The organism is Streptococcus sp. NCTC 11567 (genome assembly GCF_902141215.1).
Taxonomy (GTDB): Bacteria; Bacillota; Bacilli; order Lactobacillales; family Streptococcaceae; genus Streptococcus; species Streptococcus dysgalactiae.
The window spans coordinates 1491540-1514355 of the sequence record NZ_LR595857.1 but is presented as its reverse complement, the minus strand read 5'-3'; the positions used below and the strand labels follow the sequence as shown (position 1 = coordinate 1514355).

Here is a 22816-nt window from a genome sequence, read left to right as displayed (position 1 = left end):
GAAACTATCGTCTTTTTTATTTGAAGAAAGGTAGGAGAGCATGGCAGATAAAAGAATGTTTTCACTAAAGATAGTGGATAGTGACTTATTTTTGGATATGCCACTAAGTAGTCAGTGCCTATATTTTCATCTATCAATGAGGGCAGATGATGACGGATTTGTGGATAATCCTAAGAAGATAATAAAAATTATAGGAGCAAATGAAGATGACTTAAAAATCCTAATTACAAAGGGATTTGTAATTGTCTTTGAGAGAGGAATTATAGTCATTACTCATTGGAAGATAAATAACTACATCAGAAATGACAGACGAAAAGAAACTATGTATATTACGGAAAAACAAAGTTTAACACAAACAGAAAACGGAGCATATATAAGGCTTGAAAATCTTGGTATACCAAATGACAACCAAGTGTCAACCGTTTGTCCGCATAGTATAGGTAAGGGTAGATTAGATAAGGTTAGTATAGATAAGGGGAGCATAGAACAGGCTAGCCCCTTTTCTCTTTACGGAGAATATAAAAATATTCGATTAACTGATGAGGAATACCAAAAGCTAAAGGATAGGCTAAAAGGACATACCGATACGATGATTGAAAAATTATCAAGATATATCAAAGGTTCAGGAAAAGACTACAAAGACCACTATGTAACAATCCTTAATTGGTATGAACAGGACAAAGAGAAACTAACACAGAAAAATATTCAAAATAAAAGTTCTAAAACCTATTCAACCAACTATGAGGACAGCGACAGCCTATAAATATCATATAACAAGGTGGAAAGGTGTTTTTAGAGTATTAAAGCTGAAAGAGGTATCAGAGTATACCCAATATAAAAAATAAGCCTTAAAACGCATTCCACCACTTAAATAAGAACAAGGAGGATGAAAGCTATGAATAACAAAGATACTCAAAATATGATAACTACAAAAATACAAGGTACAGATTTTACCTACAACAAAGAAACTCACTATGAAAAAGACGGACATATCTATTGTAAGACTTGTAATGAAAGAATAGACGGAAAGCCTATTCCAATGTTAGATAAAAAGCTAATGATAATTAGAAATGCTTGTAAATGTGATAGAGATAGAGCAGAGCAAGAAAAATTAAGAGAAAAGCAGATTGAACAGGATAGACTTAGAAAAAACTGCTTTATATCCAAAAATCAAATAGCCTATACCTTTGAAAATGCTGATGAAGATACCGACAAAGAAATCATCAAAAAAACTAAAAACTATGTAAAGCATTTTGAAGAAATGAGAAAGGACAATGTAGGTTTACTCTTATATGGAAATGTAGGAAGTGGTAAGACCTATCTTGCTTGTTCAATAGCAAATGCCATAATCACAGAGTATTCCTATACTGTTAAAATGAGAAACTTTGCACAGATACTAAATGATTTACAAAAAGGTGGCTTTAACCTTGATAGAAATGAATATATAGAGCAAATAACAAATCCTACTCTACTAATCCTTGATGATTTTGGAATAGAAAGGAATACAGAATACGCCTTAGAGCAAATCTACAATGTGATAAATGCAAGATACCTAAAGGCAAGACTGACCATTATAACTACAAACCTAAATTTCAAAGACATAGAGAAAGAACAGGAAGATATAATGCTTGGCAGGATTTATTCAAGGATAATAGAAATGTGCTTACCTCTTAGGGTAATAGGACTTGATAGGAGAAAAATACAAAGTAAAGAAAAGCTGAAGAAAGCACAAAACTTAATAGACGAGTAAAGGCGATTGGAAAAGTAGAAATTCTAATCGCTTTTTTTATTTTACAGGAAGGAGAATTTATGAATACCATACAAACAGAAAACACAGACAATAAAAAAACTAAAGTAATTCAAAAAGAAATTGGAAATACAAAATACACTGTAAATATCTTTTGTAAGAAAAATGGAAAAGAGCTGAAAGATAAGATGAAATCAATCATTAAGCAGGAAGTTATAAAAAATAGCGACAATTAATGGTGGAAAAAATTATGAAAAAGGAGTATAATACAAATATCGTAGGTAGGCTTGATAGACAGGAGGAAAATATGTCTATTCAAGCTAACAGAAAAACAGCTCTTTATTGTCGTTTATCAAGAGATGATGAACTTCAAGGAGAAAGCAATTCCATTACAAATCAAAAGAAGATTTTAAGCCAGTTTGCCAAGCAGAGTGGCTTTTTTCAGTGTGAATTTTTCATTGATGACGGCTACTCAGGAACAAATTTTGACAGACCTGAATTTCAAAATATGATAACAAGGGTTGCAAATGGAGAAATAGGAACAGTAATTGTAAAAGACTTGTCCAGATTTGGAAGAAATCATCTTCATGTAGGGATCTATACAACAGAATTTTTTCCGAAGCATAATGTAAGATTTATTGCCATAAATGATAATGTAGATACCTTTACTACCGATATGGAAACAGATATAAGTATTCCAATCAAAAATATTATTAATGAAATCTATGCAGTAGATACCAGTAGAAAAATTAAGGCAGTATATAGGGCAAAGGGACTTGAGGGAAAGCATACAGGAAGCCATGCCATATATGGATATAAAAAAGACCCTGATAACAAGGATAAGTGGATTATTGATGAAGAAGCTGCAAAAGTTGTAAAGAGGATTTACTCTTTAGTTGTAAGTGGACTTGGACCCTATCAGATAGCAGATTTATTATACAAAGAGAAAGTCTATTCTCCATCGTACTATATGGCTATGAATGGCTATGGGAATCGTATCAATAAGGAATTTGACACACCATATCGTTGGTGGGGAACAAGTATTTCGTGTATTGTAAGACGTGAAGAATACTTAGGTCATACTGTAAACTTTAAGACCATCAAGCCAAGCTTTAAGGATAAGAGAAGGTACACCAATAAAAAAGAAAATTGGGCTATTTTTGAAAATACTCATGAAGCGATTATTGACAAAGAAACATGGGAAATTGCCAATTCCCTTTTGAAAACGACAAGAAGGCAGTCAAGAGAGGGAACGGTAAATCCACTAACAGGCAAGCTGTTTTGTGGAGATTGTGGAGAAAAACTATATAATTCAAGAGGGATAAATAGAAAGGGTACAGGACATTACAAAGAAGATGTCAGGTACGATAATTATATATGTTCAACCTATCAGAAACATAGAAATGAATGTTCTGCACATTATATCAGAACAAAAGTAGTAAGAGAACTTATTTTAGAAGCCTTAAAAGATATTAGTAAATATATTGAGAATAATGAGGAAGAATTTAAAAACATCGTTATATCTGCAAGACTTGAAGAAATGGAGAAAAGTCAAAAGGAAAATATAAAGAAATTAAAAGCGGATAAAAATAGGCTTGTTGTGATAGATAGGCTGTTTGTAAAACTATATGAAGATAATGCAAGTGGCAGAATAAACGATGAAACCTTTAATAAGATAGCTGTTCAATACACAGAGGAGCAAAAGACACTAAATACTGAAATAGTTGAACTTGAGGAGGTAACGGAGAAATTACAATCCGTTAGTGATAACACAGAACAGTTTATTAAAACCATTAAGAGTTTTACTGATTTTTCGATACTCACAACCTCAATGATAAATCAACTGATAGATAAAATAATAATCTACCAAAAACAAAAACTTAAAAGATATAAGTTTACTCAAAGGATAGATATTTACTTTAACTTTATCGGTAAGTTTGAAATAGAAAAGGATGATGAAATAAAGGAAGATACCTATATAGAGGAAAAAGAAGATAAAAAGTATATTCACAAAGACAGCAGATTTTCACCGATAACAGAATATCTGAAAGGGCAAGACAGAGAAATAGAGCTTGATTTTTCAAAGGTGGAAGAACTTATAGGCAGAAAACTTTGCAAATCAGCAAGAACCTATCCAAGCTATTGGTATGCAAGTGAAGATAGACCTATGGGAAATTCTATTTATAATGCAGGATATGATATTGTAAAGGTAGATGTAAAAAAAGAAACAATAAGGCTTATAAACTACGACAAGTAAAATATAGATGAGATTAGAGGTAACTACTAAAAATGGTGGCTACCTCTTTTTTTATTTGTAAATATTTGAAAAACTTTGTTGACAAATATCAACCGATACAGATACCTTTGAGTTTTTTAAATACATGATAAAGATGTGGATAGCTGTATGGCTAGTATCTCATGCCTTTACATTCTCAATGGCAGTTTTCGATGTCGCACAACACCTTGTAAATCAGGCGGCAGGAGTAATCAATACTTCTGCCACCGTTTCAGGTGATCAAATTGTTCAGATGGTTGAGGGATTAAAAGACAAAGGACTTGGAGAACTGGTGATGATACTCTTTGAAACCTCGCTTGTTAAAGTTGCAATACAGGTTATGTCGGTAGTCATTATGCTAGTCGTCTATGGCAGAATGTTTGAGATATATGTTTATTGTTCGGTTTCAGCAATTCCATTTGCCACTATGGGAAATAAGGAGTGGGGACAAATTGGAACAAACTATATCAAAGGTCTGTTTGCTATTGGACTTCAAGGCTTATTCTTGATTATATGCTTGGGTATTTACGCAGTTTTAGTAAAGACGATAAAGATAACAGACATTCATGCAAGTACTTTTATGATATTAGGCTATGCATTACTTCTTGGTCTAATGATGTTAAAGAGCGGAACGCTTGCAAAGAGTGTATTAAATGCACATTAAGGAGGATTTTTAATGATAGAAGTAAAGAAAAAGTTGTTTCCTGTTTCAATTATTGTAGTAGGGATTGGAGCATTTGCTATCTCGATTTTTTACAGGAAAAAATTAAAGAATTTAGAATATGAAGTAAAAAGTACAAGAGATGATGTGAAATCTATTCTTTGTTATCAAGAGCAGAAAAATGCATTCATTGAGTCAGAATTAGAAGAGATGAGAAATGAAGTTGCTTCATGCTATGAGCATTTTGAAGCATTTTCAAAGGAAAAAGAAGATGGGAGGTAAGCTATGGGCTATGTACCAATTCCCAAAGATTTAAAAAAGGTAAAAACAAAGGTAGCCTTTAATCTTACAAGAAGACAATTAATAGGATTTACACTTGCTGGACTGGTTGGTATACCAGTCTATTTATTTATGAGAAAGTTTATACCAAATGATATAGCGATACTGTTTTTAATTGTATCAACGCTTCCAATCTTCTTTGTAACACTATTTGAAAAAGATGGACTTACCTTTGAGAAATATTTTAAGCACATATATCTACACAAGTTTTATCAACCACAGAAGCGAGTGAGAAAGGAGGTTTACCTTGAACAAGAAAAGAAAAATACAGCAAATTCAGTTAGAAAAAAATCAAAAGATATTAAAGGAAAACAAAAGAAACCTGAAAAAAGAAAAGCTGACTAAGCAGAAGAAAAAAGCTTCTCTAATCGACTTAATATTTAAGAAAGAGCCTAAGAGATACACTGTTGAAGACACAATACCTTATCTGAGAATGCTAAAAAGTGGAATATGCCAGCTTGATGAAAAGCACTTTAATAAGTGTATTGCATTTCAAGATATAAACTATCAGCTTGCCTTAGAAGAGGATAAAGATTTGATTTTCAATCAATTTGTGAATGTCTTAAACTCTTTTGATCCAAGTGTAGACATTGAATTTTCATATATCAATCAGCTTGGAAGAAATAATGAATTAAAAACAGCTATTCAGATACCGGATAAAAATGATGGTTATGATGATATTCGATTAGAGTTTCGTGAGATGTTAAAAAGTCAGCTTGCAAAGGGAAACAACGGGCTAAAGAAATCGAGGTATATTACTTTTGGAGTGGAAGCGGATAGTTTGGAGCAAGCGACTGCAAAACTTGAGCGACTTGAGATTGATATATTGTCAAATCTAAAGAGTATGGGAGTTCGTGCTGAGGGCTTAACTGGAACAGAAAGACTAAAAGTCTTACATGATATTTTAAATCCAGATAAGCTCTTTTCTTTTTCCTATAAAGACTTAAAACCAAGAGAAAGTACAAAGACTGTTATTGCACCAGATTCTTTTAACTTCGTGCCAAGTAAGTATTTTAAGTTTGGAAAATATATTGGAGCAGTAAGTCATCTTCAAATACTTGCAAGTGAGCTATCGGATAGAATGCTTGCAGAATTTTTAGATATAGATGACAACATCAATATTTCTTTTCATATCAAGGCAGTTGAGCAGACAGAAGCTATTAAAATGGTGAAAAGAAAAAATACAGATATTGATAAGATGAAGATTGAGGAAAACAAAAAGGCGGTTCGAAGTGGATATGATATGGACATCTTGCCAAGTGATTTAATTACCTATGGTGATAATATCAAGATGCTTTTAAAAGATCTCCAGACAAGAGATGAGCGTATGTTTATCGTAACGATTGTCTTTATGAATTTTGCAAGGACAGTACAAAAGCTAGATACGACTATTTCTCAGATTTCATCTATTGCAAGTAAGCATAATTGTAAGATTAAACGCTTAGATCATAGTCAAGAACAAGGTTTTATCAGTGTATTACCTCTTGGAGTAAATAAGATTGAAATAGATAGAGGGCTAACCTCATCATCTACAGCAGTCTTTTTACCATTTACAACAGAGGAGCTTTTCATAAACTCATCAAATAGCTTGTACTATGGATTAAATGCCCTAAGCCATAATCTTATTATGGCTGATAGAAAAATGCTTAAAAATCCAAATGGCTTAATTTTAGGTACGCCTGGTTCTGGTAAGTCATTTTCTGCAAAGCGTGAAATGGCAAATGCTATTCTTACAACAGATGATGATGTCATTATTTGTGATCCAGAGGGTGAATATGGCAATCTTGTTAAACAGTTCAAGGGAGAAGTCATTAAGGTTAGTGCAAAGAGTAAAGACTATCTCAATCCACTGGATATAAATATGAACTATGGAGATGGTGATGCACCACTTAAGGATAAGGCAAACTTTATTATATCTATGCTTGAACTTGTAGTTGGTGGTAGCGGACTTACGGCAGAAGAAAAGTCTGTTATAGATAGGTGCTTACCAAGAATTTATGAGAAGTATTTTGAAAATCCTATTCCAGAGAATATGCCTATACTCCAAGACCTTTACAATATGTTAAAAGGGCAAGAAGAAAAGGTAGGAAAGAAACTTGCAACAGAAATGGAAATCTATGTTTCAGGAAGTCTTAATGTCTTCAATCATCAGTCAAATGTGGACTTAAATAAGCAGTTAATTTGTTTTGATATTAAGGAACTTGGAACGCAGCTTAAGAAAATAGGAATGCTTGTTATTCAAGACCAGGTTTGGAATAAGGTTTCTCAAAATAGAAATACCGGCAAAAGTACAAGGTATTACATTGACGAGTTTCACTTGCTTTTAAAGGATGAACAGACTTCACAGTATTCGGTGGAAATCTGGAAGAGATTTAGAAAATGGGGTGGTATTCCAACAGGAATTACACAGAACGTTAAAGACCTACTTGCAAGTAAAGAAATTGAAAATATTTTCGATAATACGGATTTTATTCTAATGCTTAATCAAGCAACAGGTGATAGAGATTGGCTTGTTGTAAAGCTTAAAATCTCAAAGGATCAGGAAAAATTCGTCACCAATTCAAGAGCAGGCGAAGGTTTAATTTTCTTTGGAAACACCATTGTTCCATTTGTAGATAATTTCCCTAAAGACACAATCCTATATCAAAAGATGACTACTAAACCTGAAGAAGTGAGGTAGCGTCTTATGAGTAAAAAAAGAAAGCGAGATTTGAATGAAAAGTTAAAGGCAAGAGAAGAGAAAAGCATCACAAAGGCTGAAACAGCTGATGTCTTGGATTACAAAAGAAAAACTGGAGATGATTACAGGGATAAGGTAGTCAAAGAAGAAAACAGGTTTCAAGAAAAAATTCATGAGAAGATAAGTAAAAGAGCTGATATTACTAGTGAAATAGACACAAGTAACAAGAGTAAAAATGCAATAAAAAGAAATACTCGAAGTAATAGTTTGGAAGCCGAAGTAGCCAAGTCAGATTATCAAACAGAGGTTAAAGAAAACCGTATCAATGATCCTTTGGCAAAAGACCAAGATGGTGATGGAGTTATTGACAGATACGATAATGACTTTAGAGACAGTGATGTATCATATGAGCCTTTAGGTAATAAAAAATCCAAACTTTATGAAAAGCAGAAAAGGTCACTTAAAAGAAAGAACTATTCTGATAAGCTCTTTACAAGAAAAGGGACGGATAAGAAAAAGGAAGATAATACTAAAGCTTCTAAAACTGGTAAAGAAGCCATCAAAGATAGGGAAAAGAAAAATCAGATTTATAAAAGGTATAACAAAGAAACCTTAGTCGGTGGAAGTGTGATTGGAGCCGCAAAACTTGGTGAAGTTACAAGTACTTATCTATCATCTGGTAGTGATGAAAATGCATCGGTTGAAGCTGCTGAAAAAGGCTTAGGAAGTTCCTCTAAACTTATTCATGGCGTAAAGAATTATTCGGATAAGAGAAAAAGAAAGAAGCTATATGATTTAGAAAAGAGCGATAGGAAAATTAAAAGTAGAAAGTCCAAACTTGAGTTTAGAAAGTGCATGGATGAGGTTAAAAAAACCGACAAATATAAAAAAGCAAATACTTATAAAAAGTTTCAAAAGAAGAAACAGATGAAGTCAGCTATCTATAAGCAAAATAAGACAAGAATTAGAGATAGAGTTAAAAAGACACTGATGGATACATTCAAGGTATCTAAAGACTTCATCATAAGAAAAGCAAAAGTGGCAGCAATAGTAGTGGTTGCCATAATTTTTTTTGGAACTTTTGTATTTAACTTTGCAAGCATGACAATGGGTGGATTTGCTAATTCTACAAGTAGTGTTTTAACAACATCATATTTATCAAGACCAAATGTTTTAACTGAGATTAATCAAAGTTTCTCAAACAAGGAGAATGACTTATATAGTGAGCTTGAAAATGTAGAAAAGAATAATCCAGGATATGATGAATATATCGTAAGAAAAAATGGAGATATTGGTCATAATGTTCATGAACTTTTATCCTATATCACTTCAAGATGTGGTGAAGTAAAGAATTTATCTGAAGTTAGTAATATTTTAGATGACTTATTTAAGACTATGTACCATGTCGATTATAAAGAGGAAATAGAGATAAGGTATAAGACTGTAACTGAAACTTACACTGATGAAGAAGGAAATGAATATACCGAGAGCCATGAAGAACCGTATGAGTATAAAAAACTCATTGTTACTTTAAGTAAAAAGGAAATGGATAGTGTGGTTAGAGAAGTCTTCGCCAAGTATCCAGACAATTTAAAGCATTATGAGGCACTATTCCTTGCACAGGGGAATATGGGTGAAATGTTTGGAAACACGAATCTCATTACTGCAAATGGTGGCATTGGTGGAGGAAAAGAATACGAAGCATCGTCTGATGTTCAAAAGAAAATTGTAAATGCAGCATATATTACTCCATCACCTGGAGCTGGTTGGTGTGCAATGTGGGTTTCTCAGGTATATCAAAATGCAGGTCTTGGATATATAGGAGGTAATGCTAATGATATGTATCGAAACCATACATTTACTTCCGATAGATCAAAGTTAAAAGTAGGAATGCTTGTAGCTGTTGAAAGTAGCAGTAGTGGTGGACAAGCTGGACTTACTTATGGTCATGTCGGTATCTATATTGGTGATGGTAAGGTAATGGATAATATTGGCGTAGTAAGGGTTACAACCTTAGATGATTGGATTGCGACATTCTGTAAACATCATCCAGTAGGCTTTGGATTTCCACCAAATGTACAAAGATAGAAAGGAGCGGGAAATGTGAATAGGGAACTGAATACTGTTAATAAAAAAATTCAAAAGTTATTAGATAAGAAGGCTCAGATCGATAAAGATTTAGAGCCTTTATTTATTCGTAAAGAAGAACTATTAGACCAGGAATATGTAGTGATTTGTAGAGAGAATAAAATCACTCTTGAAGAATTAGTGAAGATGTTTAAAGAGAAAAAAGAAAAGGAGAAATATAGTAATGAAAAGCAAATTGAAGAATAAGAAAGTATTGGTCGCACTTATTGGAGTAGCATTACTTTTGGTTTCAATTATAGGTGTGATGACTGTAAATAAGCAGATTGTATTTGCAAAAGATGGAACTGTACTTTCAATGCTTAATCCGATTGAAGCTCTTGCAGAAACGGAAGAGAAATTTGAAGTAAAGGTTAAATATGTATTTTCAGACGAGAAAGTATTTAAGGATGAAATTATAAAAGCGAATAAAGGACAAATCCTTGATAGTGGCGATTTACCAATGTTACCTGATGATATGAAGTTCATTGATAATTTTCTTTATTATGAAGTAAAAGGCGATGGGAAAGATGAGATTATCCGTAAGGTAGAAAAGATTGTAAAAGATGAAGCAACTCAGACTGAAAATGAGAAAGATAAAGAAAAGAAGTCTGATGAAGCAAAACAGGATAAAGCCACTCAAACAGAAGAACCTAAGAAAGATTCATCAACTCAAACTAATATTACTCAAAATGATTTAGACAAGATGGATAAGGAGTCTAAAGAGTTAAAAGAAAAGGTGGATAATCTTAGTAGGGAACTTAAGGACAAAAACAAGCTAAGTGATAAGCAAAAAGATAAAATCAAAAATCTTGAAGATGAAATTGAATCTTTGGAAAAGAAAATCAAAAAGGATAAGGATTCTATTGATTCTTCAAAAGAAAATATTGAGCTTAAAAAATCTATTGAAGAGTTAGAAAAGAAGACTAAGGAACTACAGAAAAAGTTTAATTCTGTAAATAAGATAGGAACTAATGTTAATCCAACTATTTCAAATCCAGTACCTAAAAACAGTGGATCATTTAGTAGTTTTATTCCAAGCACATCTATAAATACAGGAAAAGGAAGCGATGCTTCTGGTAATATTTCAACACCAACATCTAAGACAGAAAATAAGGTAGAAACTAAGTCGGATAAAAAAGAGGAGAAACAGGAAATCCGTTATCCGAATAAGCTAACACCTAAACAGACTTCAAGTAATGAAGATACGTCTTCTATGGATGGAACAAGTAAGCCTGTAAATACCAATAAAGGAGTAGCGTCAGCACCATCAAAGGCAAGAGGATCTGTTACAGAGAATAAGGATAATGCAAACAAAGATTATCCAATTCACCACAACGATGGTAAAGATAATAAGCCTACGGATATGTATTCAGCAGACGCAAGACAGTTTGTAACTTTTACAACTAAAAATGGAAAGACTTTTCATCTAATCATTAATCATGATGAAGATAGCGAGAATGTAATGCTTTTAACAGAAGTTTCAGAAGATGATTTGTTAAATATGGTTGAAAAGAAAGCAACACAAAAGGAGATTGTAAAGGAAGATCCAATAAAAGAAGAGCCTAAACCAGTGAAAAAAGAAGAGGGTAGTAATATGGGAACATACTTAATTCTGATTCTTGTAGTAGTTGGAGCATTAGGTGCAGGTTATTACTTTAAGGTTGTTAAAAAGAAAGAGAATGAAGAACTTGAAGCATTAGAAGATGATGACGATGATTTTTTCTCTGAAGCTGATGAAAGTGAAGAAACATCAGAAATAGAGGTTGAAGAAATCGAAGAAGATGAAGAATAAAATGCACCATAAACTATATGATTTTTGGTGCAATTTAAAGGCGAGGGAGTATTATCTTTCGCCTTATTTTATTTGAAAGATTGGAGATAATATGGATTTAGTTATTGCAGAAAAACCGAGTGTAGCTATATCAATTGCAAAGGTAATAGGAGCTACAAAAAAGAAAGAAGGATACTACGAGGGAAGTGGATATAGGGTATCCTGGTGCGTAGGTCATCTGATTCAGATGGCAAATCCTGATAGCTACGATGAAAAGTATGCTAAGTGGAATATGGAAGATTTACCGATTATTCCGAGTGAATATAAGTATGAGGTTTCAAAATCTACTAAGAAACAATTTAGTATCTTGAAGAAACTATTGAATGATAAAGAAGTAGGGAATGTAGTAAATGCTTGTGATGCAGGTCGTGAGGGAGAAAGTATTTTTAGACTTGTTTACAATCAAGCAAACTGTAAGAAGCAGATGAAACGACTTTGGATTTCATCAATGGAAGATAGTGCAATTAAAGATGGTTTCAATAACTTAAAAGATGGAAGTTACTATGATGATTTATTTGAATCTGCCAAGGCAAGAGCGATTGCTGATTGGTTAGTCGGAATGAATATTAGCAGGCTTTATTCTTGCTTGTATAAGCAAAATTATAGTGTAGGGAGAGTGCAAACACCTACACTTGCAATGATTGTAAATAGGGATGATGAAATCAGTAATTTCAAGAAAGAAAAATACTATACAGTAGATCTATATCTAAATGGTTTCACAGTTTCAACGGAAAGAATAGACAATAAGGATATAGCAGATCAACTGCTGAACTTAGTAGGAAATAATATAGAGATTACAGATGTTGTTAAGAAGGAAAAGATTACAAAACCAGAGCTACCATTTGATTTGACAACACTTCAAAGAGAGTGCAATAAGTATTTTGGATATAGTGCTAAACAGACACTTGATTATGCTCAAAGTCTTTATGAGAAGAAACTTATTACCTATCCAAGAACGGATAGTCGTTATCTTACGGAAGATATGATTACAAGCACTATTAACAATATCTTAGGTAAGAATGACTTTGATACTGAAAGAATTAAAATGGTGTTTGATTCAAAGAAAGTTACAGATCACCATGCGATTATACCGACAGCAAGTTCACTACAAGCAGATATTGAAAGGATTCCAGAGAGTGAAGCAAGAGTATATAGACTTATATCAAATAAACTTCATGCAAGTGTTGGATACCCTTTGGTAGAAAATACTACAAAAATTATTGCTGAGTTTGATGGTTTTGAATTTAGTAGTAGTGGCAAAGTGATTATTGATGAGGGATTCACTAAGTATCTAAAAGAATATAAAACGAAGAAAACGGAAGATATACTACTTCCAGATATAAAGGTTGGAGATGTATTTGAAATTAAAAATAAAGAAGTAAAAGAGAAATATACAACACCACCTAAACATTTTACGGAAGATACGCTTTTAAAGGCTATGGAAGTAGCAGGTAATGAAGCATTAGAAAAAGGCATTGAGGTAGAAAGAAAAGGACTTGGTACACCGGCAACTCGTGCAGGTATTATTGAAAGCTTAATTTTCAAAGGTTTTATCGAAAGAGATAAAAAGAATCTAATTGCAACCAATAAAGGAATTAGTTTGGTGACTATTGTTTCAGATACTTTTAAATCGCCAGAAACTACTGCTGAATGGGAAATGAGACTATCTGACATTGCTAATGGCAAGGCAAATAAGGATGACTTCTTAAAAGGTATAGAGGAAAAGATAAGAGAAACAATAGGAATATATCGTAAATAGTTTTTAGGGAATGAGAGTTATTCTTGTCTCCTTGTTTTATTGGAGGTGATGAAAATAGATGAGTTGAATGTATTAGAATTGTTTGGTGGTATTGGTGCTATTAAAAAAGCTTTAATTAGGCAAAAAATACCTCACAAGACAGTTGATTATGTAGAGATAGATAAGAACTGTGTTAAAAGCTATAATGCACTTTATGGTGAAGAATTTGAGCCTAAAAGTATAGTAGATTATCATCCACCAGATGAAAGAATAGATTTATTAATGCATGGTAGTCCATGTCAAGATTTTAGTAGAAGTGGCTTAAAGAAAGGTGGCATAAAAGGTAGCGGTACAAGAAGTAGTCTTCTTTTTGAAACTATACGAATAATAGAAGAAATGAATATCAAGCCCAAGGTTGTGCTTTGGGAAAATGTAAAGGGAGTTCTCGATAGAAATTTGAGAGCTTCCTTTTTTCATTACTTAAAAGAAATGGAGAGACTGGGATATGAGAACAAATATGAAATTCTAAATGCTATAGAATTTGGAATACCACAGAAAAGAGAGCGTATCTTTGTTGTGAGCATCTTGGGAAATAATCTTTTTAACTTCGCTAAACTCGAAAAAATGCAAGCAATGGACATATCTGAATTTATAGAGAAAGATGTTTCCAATCTTTATGAAGTAAGGCAAGAGTCAATGCTTCGACATATAAGAGGAGATCCTAAGAATAATAATTTTAGAGGAAGACTTAAAGTGATAGATAAGTTTGCCTACACAATTTCCACCAAGCAAGTGCGTATTCCAAATTCAGGAATTATTGATCTAGGTAATGGTAAATATAGATATTTAACAGAGCGAGAATGCTTTAGACTTATGGGTTTTGATGATGAAGACTTTAATAAACTTAAAGCTATATATCCAGGAAGAAAAGGTAAATTATCGTCAATACTGTATAAACAAGCTGGAAATAGCATTGTCGTGAACGTGTTAGAAGCAATATTAAAAGAAATTTTGAAGAACTAGGAGGTAAAGATGAGAACGAATGATTTTTACAACATAATTGAGCTTGTAAAAAGAGATGTTTTAGATAGTGAAAGAGAATATCTAAAACTCTTAAAGGTCATTGGAAATAATCAGAGATATGACTTTTTAAGTCAACTTAGTATCTATGATAAAAATCCCAACGCAACTGCTTGTGCAAGCTTTGATATGTGGAGGGAAAGATTTAATCGAACTGTTATGAGAGGGCAAAAAGGGATACCTATTCTAAATGACAGTAATGCTTTCCAAAAGGTAGGATATATCTTCGATATTAGTCAGACGGTATCGATGGATAGAAATGTGAATGAAGTGGAACTATGGTCTTTTGATAGAGAAAAGCATGAAAATGCATTAAAAGATATGATTGAACTACAAGGCTATGATTCAAGTAATAGCCTATCAGAGAACTTATATTCACTTAGCAGAATATACGCAGATGGAAGCATATATGAGCTTGCGAATAATCTGAGGATTGCTGATGAAGATAGAAACTCATTTGTAAACTTTATGAGAAATTCTATTAGCTTTGCAATTTCAAATAGATTTAATTTGGATTATCCTATTTCAATGGATGACTTACAAGAAAATTTTAAGTACTTAGATAGAATTTCTTTAATGAGTGCTGGTAATTGCATTTCCAATGCTTGTAGCAATATTATTGAAGCTACAATGTTAAGAACAAGAAATTTATCTGTCAATCAAGACCTGACAAAGAGTATAGGTGCCGATTATAATAAGCTTAATGAAAATAATAAAGAATTAGGAGGTATGGAGAATGCTATTCGATCAAATGACGAAAGAGATGATAATGATGGAAACCGAATTTTCAGGGATGGAGAATACGGACGAGATAATTTCGATAATCAAAGAGAAGACTTTGAACAATCTGGAGGAAGAGAAGAAATTTATGGAAGAATTTCCGAATCCAATTTACGCAGTGATGAGATTGGATTTTCTAACAGAGAGCAGCGAGGAGAAACACTATCAAATGCTAATAGACCTTTACAAAGAGAAGAGTCTAGTGAAACACTTGATGGTGGTTCAAAAGAGAGCCATAGACTTTATGAGAAAAGAGAAGCCGAAGATGATGGAAGCTTGGAAAATAGAGAGCGAAACGAGTTCAGAATACAAGGCGATGATTTCAGCTTTGAAAGAGACGGCAATCAAGGAAATAGTGGAAGCTTAGAAAATAGCATTGAGAAAATAAACGAGGGAGCAGAAAATGCTTCCTTTTTCTATTCTAAAGAAGATCCATATAATTTAATGACTGATGAAATGCTGGAGCGTGTTCCAAAACTTTATGACCAAGAGCATACTGATCTGGCAGATACTCAGGTTCATGCAGCATATATCATTCCATTTAGAAGCAACTGGACATGGTATATGACGGAATATGATAGGGAAACAGGAGATGCATTTGGTCTTGTTTTAGGAATTGAACCAGAGTGGGGATATTTTAATATTCATGAGCTTGAAGAACTAAATGCTCAAAGACTTATTTTAGAAGATTTCCCAAAGACTTTTAGAGAACTTAAAGACAGAGAATTAAAAAAGCAGATGGATGAGCATGAGCTTCAAATGGTCTTTAATGGGGAACTTAGTTTTGAAGATGATGTAATTTCTAAAGAAACTAGCAATGAAGTAATAAATGAATTTGAAGAAGAATTAAGTCCTAATTTTGCTGAAGAAGTTGGCTCTATTATGGAAGAATACGAAGTAGAAAAAGATGTTGCAATTAGTAGACTTGCTACAAGTAAATTAGAAGAAGCTCTTCAAGGCACAAACATTGGAATTGGTGATTTTAATTTCAAACAATTAGAACAGATTATGAGTGCCATAAAGGAGTATGATTTTTATGACAATGAAATTACTGAGATTGCAGATCCTAAACTACCTGTATGGAAGATGGAACATTTAAAATGGCTTATTGATGATTGGAACAAAGGCTTGGACGGTGTTACATTAGAAAAGATCAAGTATCTGAAAGAGTTAGATATTGAACTTGCTAAGTTTAATGTGCTTAAAGGTTATCTTATAAATGATGAAGTAAGCATAAGTCAGATTGAAGATTTTAAGGATAATATCGACTTTGTTACGATGAGCGAGTTTGTTGATAGCCTTAAAGACTACGCATATAACAATCAGAATGAGAAAATAGCAGTTAAAGTCGGCAATGAATTTATACTTGCAAGTAAACAAGATAGTTTAGGAATAAGCCTTGAAGATACTGGAAGAAAAGTAGAATTTGATGGAGTGGAATATTCACTTAATCGAGGAGTCAATTTTAAGGAAAGCACAAAGGTTGATGCTTTAATTGATAGCGAAAAATATGAAGCATATAAGATTGCTGATTATGTTGTAGAAGCTAATCAAGTTGAAGTAAAACAAGAGACGCTATTTGATTACCTTAATCCAGAAGAAGATAAGGAAAAATCATTAGACTTATCTATTGGAAAAACGGTCTACATGGATCATGAGGCATATAAGATTGATGATGAAGTGAGCTTTAATGAGATTCTAAAAAAGAATGACTTAAGACTTGCTCCTCTAAGAAATGGCAATCATATGATGCCTATAGTAAGTTTTACAGATGATAAAGAGTTACTAGAAAAGATTGGCTTTGATAGACCTAAGCTACTTGTTGGAGACGAAGTTCACTATAAAGATAAAGACTACACTATAACTCGCTTTGATAAGATGGGTGGTGGTCTTAAGACTGTTACAATAAAAGATAATGTTGAGTTTCTTGGAGGAATGATTACGGGTTCAGAAGTTATTCCTTATAGATTAGAAAGTGACTTAGAAAGACTTTTTGGACTTGAAGAAAAGAAACAGGAGAAAGTATCAAACTTTAGAATTACAGAAGATATTTTCCCTGATAAACTTACTCCAATTGAAAGGTTAAATAATAATCTTGAAGCCATTTCAATGCTTAACAGGATAGAAAAAGGGGAAAGGGATTTAGATATTACAGCGCAGGAAACTTTAGCTAAATATGTTGGGTGGGGTGGACTGGCTGATGTCTTTGATGAAAGTAAAGACGGACAATGGAAAGAAGCAAGAGCTTTCTTAAAAGAAAATTTATCACCATCAGAATATGAGGCTGCTAAGGAATCTACCTTAACAGCTTTTTATACGCCTAAAATTGTAATTGATGGAGTATATAAGACGCTTTCAGAAATGGGATTCAAGAATGGAAATATCTTAGAACCATCGATGGGAGTTGGAAATTTTATTGGTAATCTTCCAGATGAAATGAATAAGTCAAAGTTTTATGGAGTTGAGCTTGATTCTGTTAGTGGTAGAATTGCAAAGCTTCTTTATCCTGAAAGCAATATACAAGTTAAAGGATTTGAAGAGACAAGTTTTTCAAATAACTTCTTTGATGTGGCAATTGGGAATGTTCCATTTGGTGAATTTAAGGTTAATGATAGGGAATACAATCGTAATAACTTCCTTATCCATGACTATTTCTTTGCAAAATCCATTGATAAGGTGAGAAATGGTGGTGTTATAGCCTTCATCACATCATCTGGAACAATGGACAAGAAAGACGAAAGTATCCGTAAATATATAAATGCAAGAGCAGAGTTTTTAGGTGCAATAAGACTTCCTAACGATACCTTTAAGGGTGTTGCCGGTACAGAAGTAACCTCAGATATTATATTCCTGAAGAAAAGAGATAGTGTACTTGAGCGTGATGATGACTGGGTGCATTTAGCGGAAGATGAAAATGGTCTTGTATATAATAAATATTTTGTAGACCATCCAGAACAAGTTCTTGGAAACATGAGAGAAGTAAGCGGAAGATTTGGAAAAACTCTTACTTGTGAGCCAATAGCATTTTTACCTTATGAAATAAATATGTCTTCTCTAAAAGATCATATTGAAGCTGCAGGCGAGAGAATATCAAAAGATGCGAAGTATGAAGAGATAGAGCTGTTAGATGATGAAGTAACATCAATCCCAGCAACAGATGATGTAAAAAACTTTTCCTACACAATCATAGATGGTGAGGTGTATTACAGAGAAAATTCACTTTTCATTAAGAAAGAAGTATCGGACAAAAACAAGGAAAAAATTAAGGATTATCTCGAATTAAATGATGCATTAAAGGATGTAATATACAAGCAGAAAGAAGACTTTAGTGAAGCTGAAATCAAAGAATCTCAGGATAAATTAAACACAGTTTATGATAGATTTTCTAAGAAACATGGTTTTGTAAATAATTTAAGTAACACCAGAGCCTTAAGAGAAGATAGTAATTTCCCTTTGGTAGCTTCTATTGAGATACTGGATGAAGAAGAAAACTTCAAGGCAAAAGGCGATATTTTTTCTAAACGAACTATCACAAAAGCGAAAGTTATTGACCATGTAGATTCTTCACTTGAGGCATTAGTACTATCTATTTCACAAAAAGGTTATGTAGATTTTGGTTACATGACAAATCTAACGGATAAGGATAGAAATACTCTTATAGAAGAACTTAGAGGAGAAATCTTTCTAAATATTAGGGAAGAGGATGTTAGTTTTAATCAGAAGCTTTCTTTTGACTTGGAAGATGGTGATTTGCCGTTTGCTTGTAGCGATGAAACTAACTCCTTTAAGTATACCTATGTAACGAAAGATGAGTACCTAAGTGGAAATATTAGAGAAAAAATAGGTATTGTAGGTAGTTATATCAATAGGTTACGACAAGCAGAACAAATGCTTCCAGAAGAAAGTGAAAACGAAAGGGAAACACTTGTAAATGAACTAAGCAGACTGGAATATCAAAAAGCAGAACTTCAAAGAGTAATGCCAAAAGAACTTGAAGCCAGTGAAATCAATGTAAGGCTTGGTGCAACATGGATTCCACCTAAGGATATTGAAAGATTCATGTTTGAAACATTAAAGACTCCAGGATATGCCAGATGGGATATTAAAGTCAAATTTTCATATTTAACCAGTGAATGGAATGTTGAAGGTAAGAGCAAAGACAGGGGGAATGACTTCGCAGAAATGACGTATGGTACAAGCAGAGTAAGTGCTTATAAGCTTATTGAAGATGCTCTAAACCTAAAAGAAACAAAGGTATTTGACCAAATTTTCAATCCAGATGGTTCAAAGACTTCGGTACTAAATAAGAAAGAAACTATGCTTGCGGGACAGAAACAAGAGCTTATAAAAGAAGAGTTTAAGAACTGGATATTTAACGATCAGGATAGAAGAAATAGACTTGTAAAAGCCTATAATGAAAAATTTAATTCTATTCGTAATCGAGAATATGACGGATCTAATTTAAGTTTTGATGGAATGAGTACAGATATTTCGCTTCGTCCACATCAAAAGAATGCAATTGCAAGAATACTTTATGGTGGTAACAGCTTACTTGCTCATGTAGTAGGAGCAGGCAAGACTTTTGAAATGGTGGCAAGTTCTATGGAAGCTAAGAAACTTGGAATGTGTACTAAGTCACTATTTGTTGTGCCAAATCATCTTACAGGGCAAATTGGTCGTGAATTTATGCAGCTATACCCATCAGCTAATATTATGGTGGCCGATAAAAAAGACTTTGAACTAAAGAATAGAAAGAGATTTATAGGAAAAATTGCAACAGGTGAATATGATGCAGTTATTATTAGTCATAGTCAGTTTGAAAAAATTCCAATGTCTAAGGAATACCAACAAAAGCACATTCAAGATCAGATTGATGAGATTATCAATTATGTAGAAGAGTATAAGCATGACAGAAATCAAAACTTTACAGTAAAAGAGCTTCAAAAGACCAGAAAAAAACTAGAAACAAGACTTGAAAAGTTAAATGATGATTTCAAAAAGGATGATGTTATTACTTTTGAAGAGTTGGGAGTGGATAAGCTGATTGTTGATGAAGCTCATAACTATAAGAACCTATATCTTTATACAAAAATGAGAAATGTTGCAGGTATTGGACAATCTGAAGCTTTTAAATCATCGGATATGTTTATGAAATGCCGATACATGGATGAAATGACTGGTGGCAAAGGAATTGTCTTTGCGACAGGAACTCCAGTATCAAATTCAATGACGGAGCTTTATACTATGCAAAGATATTTACAGTATGACACTCTGAAAAAGAATGGACTAGAGCATTTTGATTCATGGGCTTCAACTTTTGGAGAAACACAATCTGCTTTTGAATTATCTCCAGAGGGAACAGGTTACCGAGTTAAGACTCGTTTTTCTAAGTTTTATAACCTACCTGAGCTTATGAGTATGTTTAAGGAAGTAGCAGATATTCAAACCGCAGATATGCTCAATCTTCCTGTTCCAGAAGCTCATTTTAAAGTTATTAAAACTGAACCAAGTGAAGAGCAAAAAGAAATACTAAAGAGCTTGTCTGAAAGGGCTGATAAGGTGCGTAATAAGTCCGTAGAGCCTGAAGAAGATAATATGCTTAAGATTACCAATGATGGTAAGAAACTTGCATTAGATCAGCGTTTAATCAATCCATTACTTCCAGATGATGAAAACTCAAAGGTGAATGTATGTGTTAAAAATGTATTTTCTATTTGGGATAAGACAAAAGAAGAAAAATCAACACAGCTTCTATTTTCAGATATGTCTGCACCAAAAGGTGATGGCAGCTTTAATATCTATGATGATATTAGAGATAAACTTGTAGACTTAGGAATACCAAAGGAAGAAATTGCCTTTATTCATGAAGCCAATACCGATAAGCAAAAAGATGAACTCTTTGCAAAGGTAAGAAAAGGTGAAATTCGTATTTTAATAGGTTCTACTCAGAAGATGGGTGCTGGTACAAATGTGCAAAATAAACTTATTGCAATGCACGATTTGGATGTGCCATGGAGACCTGCTGACCTTGAGCAGAGAAGTGGCAGAATTGTTCGCCAGGGTAATGAAAATAAAGAGGTTAATATTTATCGTTACATCACTGAGAATACCTTTGATGCTTACCTTTGGCAGACGATAGAGAATAAGCAGAAATTTATTTCACAGATTATGACTTCAAAGACTCCTGTTCGTGTTGCAGAAGATGTAGATGAAAGTAGTTTGAACTATGCTGAGATTAAAGCTCTTGCTACTGGTGATCCAAAGATAAAAGAAAAGATGGATTTGGATAATGAAGTTACGAAACTTAAAATGCTTGAAGCAAACTATAAGTCCAATCGATATAGATTAGAGGATAAGGTTGCAAAGACATATCCTGAAGAAATAGAAAGGACTGAAAGGCTAATTGAATCAGTGAAAAAAGATATAGAAAATGTTGAACCACAAGGAAGTGGTGAAAATAAATTCACTTCTATCAAGATTAATGGCGAGATAATTCGAGATAAAAAGATAGCTGGAGAAAAGCTCTTAGAAGCGATTAAAGGCATAAAAATTAATGAAAGTAAGGTCATAGGACAGTACCGAAATATGGATTTAGAGGTAAGCTATAACTTCTTTACCAATGAGCATAATTTCACTTTAAAAGGTGCTACAAACCATTCAGGAGAACTTGGTACAAGTGCAGATGGTAATATCACAAGACTTGATAATACTATTGATAAAATGCCTGAAAGGTTAAATCGTCTTGAAGAAAAACTCATTATCACAAAGGAACAACTGGAAAATGCCAAAGAGGAACTGAAAAAGCCTTTTGAAAAAGCAGATGAGCTAAAGACAAAAGTATTAAGACTTGCAGAATTAAACAAGCTACTTGATATGGGAGAAGTGGAAGAAAAAGAAAATCCTAATCCACTAATTGAAGATGTAAAAAGAGCTATTGTAGATTTTTGTAAAAGGGAATATGAAGATGACAGTTATACCTATGAAAACTTTAATAATCTATTTCCTGACCTTGCCCATATTGGAATTGCTTATACGACTACACCAGATGAAAAGCATGAAATTCAATATGAAATTAGCTTAGAAGACTTTACAGCTACTCAATATATCAATGGAGAACCAATTACAAAGATTGATTATCTCAAAGACCTTGGAGGTGAAGAAAAGGCATTAGAATTTCTAAAACAAGAAATGGAATATGGAGATTTTGGAGAGTTTGTATCTATTGATGATAATGACCTTAAAAAAGCACTAGGTCTTGAAAGAGATGACGATGGTAATATCTATGATCCACTTGCAAAAGATTTGGATAATGATGGTGTACCAGATAGATACGATAATGACTTTAGAGACAGTGACTACTTTGAAACTACTTATGATGTAGAGGATAATATTCACACAAGGGCAGAAAGTAAAGAAAAGGTATCTGAAAAGCCGTCTATCCTAGGACAGATTAAGTCATATCAGTTGGAAGAAAAACAAACAGAAACACGAGAAAATAAATCAAAAGAACACGATGAACGCTAAGGGGCTTATTACAAGCTCCTTTTCGCTTTTGTAG

At 33.2% G+C, this 22816-nt stretch carries 13 protein-coding genes and 1 pseudogene; all 14 read left to right on the top strand.

The annotated features are described in order from the left end of the window. The first annotated feature begins 40 nt into the window (after nt 1–40). The 14 genes and pseudogenes from FQT67_RS07520 (at nt 41) to FQT67_RS07460 (ending at nt 22782) form a co-directional block, all read left to right on the top strand. Nucleotides 41–763 carry a hypothetical protein gene (locus FQT67_RS07520; RefSeq protein ID WP_046177010.1) on the top strand — a complete coding sequence of 241 codons (723 nt, stop codon included), beginning with the start codon at nt 41–43 and terminating at the stop codon, nt 761–763. 132 nt (nt 764–895) lie between these two features. Next, nucleotides 896–1750, top strand: a complete 855-nt coding sequence (locus tag FQT67_RS07515; RefSeq protein WP_143936402.1) for an ATP-binding protein — start codon at nt 896–898, stop codon at nt 1748–1750. Nucleotides 1751–1809: 59 nt separating this feature from the next. Continuing rightward, entirely contained in the window at nt 1810–1983 is a 174-nt protein-coding gene (locus FQT67_RS10790) for a hypothetical protein (protein ID WP_155995276.1), read from the top strand. Then, on the top strand, nt 1983–4004 hold the full coding sequence (locus FQT67_RS07510; RefSeq protein ID WP_080937724.1) for a recombinase family protein: 2022 nt from the start codon (nt 1983–1985) through the stop codon (nt 4002–4004). Before FQT67_RS10790 ends, FQT67_RS07510 begins: the two co-directional genes overlap by 1 nt. Nucleotides 4005–4098: 94 nt before the next feature. Beyond that, nucleotides 4099–4686, top strand: a pseudogene (locus FQT67_RS07505) (CD0415/CD1112 family protein); the annotation flags it as partial. Between the two features lie 12 nt (nt 4687–4698). Beyond that, a complete protein-coding gene (locus FQT67_RS07500; protein ID WP_046177009.1) occupies nt 4699–4965 on the top strand; it encodes a hypothetical protein in 267 nt (88 codons plus the stop codon). A gap of 3 nt (nt 4966–4968) precedes the next feature. After that, a complete protein-coding gene (locus FQT67_RS07495; protein WP_046177008.1) occupies nt 4969–5367 on the top strand; it encodes a PrgI family protein in 399 nt (132 codons plus the stop codon). Further along, nucleotides 5270–7702 carry a VirB4-like conjugal transfer ATPase, CD1110 family gene (locus tag FQT67_RS07490; RefSeq protein ID WP_046177007.1) on the top strand — a complete coding sequence of 811 codons (2433 nt, stop codon included), beginning with the start codon at nt 5270–5272 and terminating at the stop codon, nt 7700–7702. Before FQT67_RS07495 ends, FQT67_RS07490 begins: the two co-directional genes overlap by 98 nt. A 6-nt stretch (nt 7703–7708) precedes the next feature. Continuing rightward, entirely contained in the window at nt 7709–9790 is a 2082-nt protein-coding gene (locus tag FQT67_RS07485; protein WP_046177006.1) for a CHAP domain-containing protein, read from the top strand. A 15-nt stretch (nt 9791–9805) separates the two neighbouring features. Then, nucleotides 9806–10036, top strand: a complete 231-nt coding sequence (locus FQT67_RS07480; RefSeq protein ID WP_143936401.1) for a conjugal transfer protein — start codon at nt 9806–9808, stop codon at nt 10034–10036. Continuing rightward, nucleotides 10014–11621 carry a CD1107 family mobile element protein gene (locus FQT67_RS07475; protein WP_046177004.1) on the top strand — a complete coding sequence of 536 codons (1608 nt, stop codon included), beginning with the start codon at nt 10014–10016 and terminating at the stop codon, nt 11619–11621. Before FQT67_RS07480 ends, FQT67_RS07475 begins: the two co-directional genes overlap by 23 nt. Nucleotides 11622–11712: 91 nt before the next feature. Continuing rightward, nucleotides 11713–13419 carry a DNA topoisomerase 3 gene (locus FQT67_RS07470; protein ID WP_046177003.1) on the top strand — a complete coding sequence of 569 codons (1707 nt, stop codon included), beginning with the start codon at nt 11713–11715 and terminating at the stop codon, nt 13417–13419. Between the two features lie 54 nt (nt 13420–13473). Next, nucleotides 13474–14421 (top strand): DNA (cytosine-5-)-methyltransferase, encoded by a 948-nt coding sequence (gene dcm / locus FQT67_RS07465; RefSeq protein ID WP_197733770.1) that lies wholly within the window; start codon nt 13474–13476, stop codon nt 14419–14421. A gap of 9 nt (nt 14422–14430) precedes the next feature. Next, nucleotides 14431–22782 carry a helicase-related protein gene (locus FQT67_RS07460; protein ID WP_046177001.1) on the top strand — a complete coding sequence of 2784 codons (8352 nt, stop codon included), beginning with the start codon at nt 14431–14433 and terminating at the stop codon, nt 22780–22782. Nucleotides 22783–22816 lie beyond the last annotated feature (34 nt).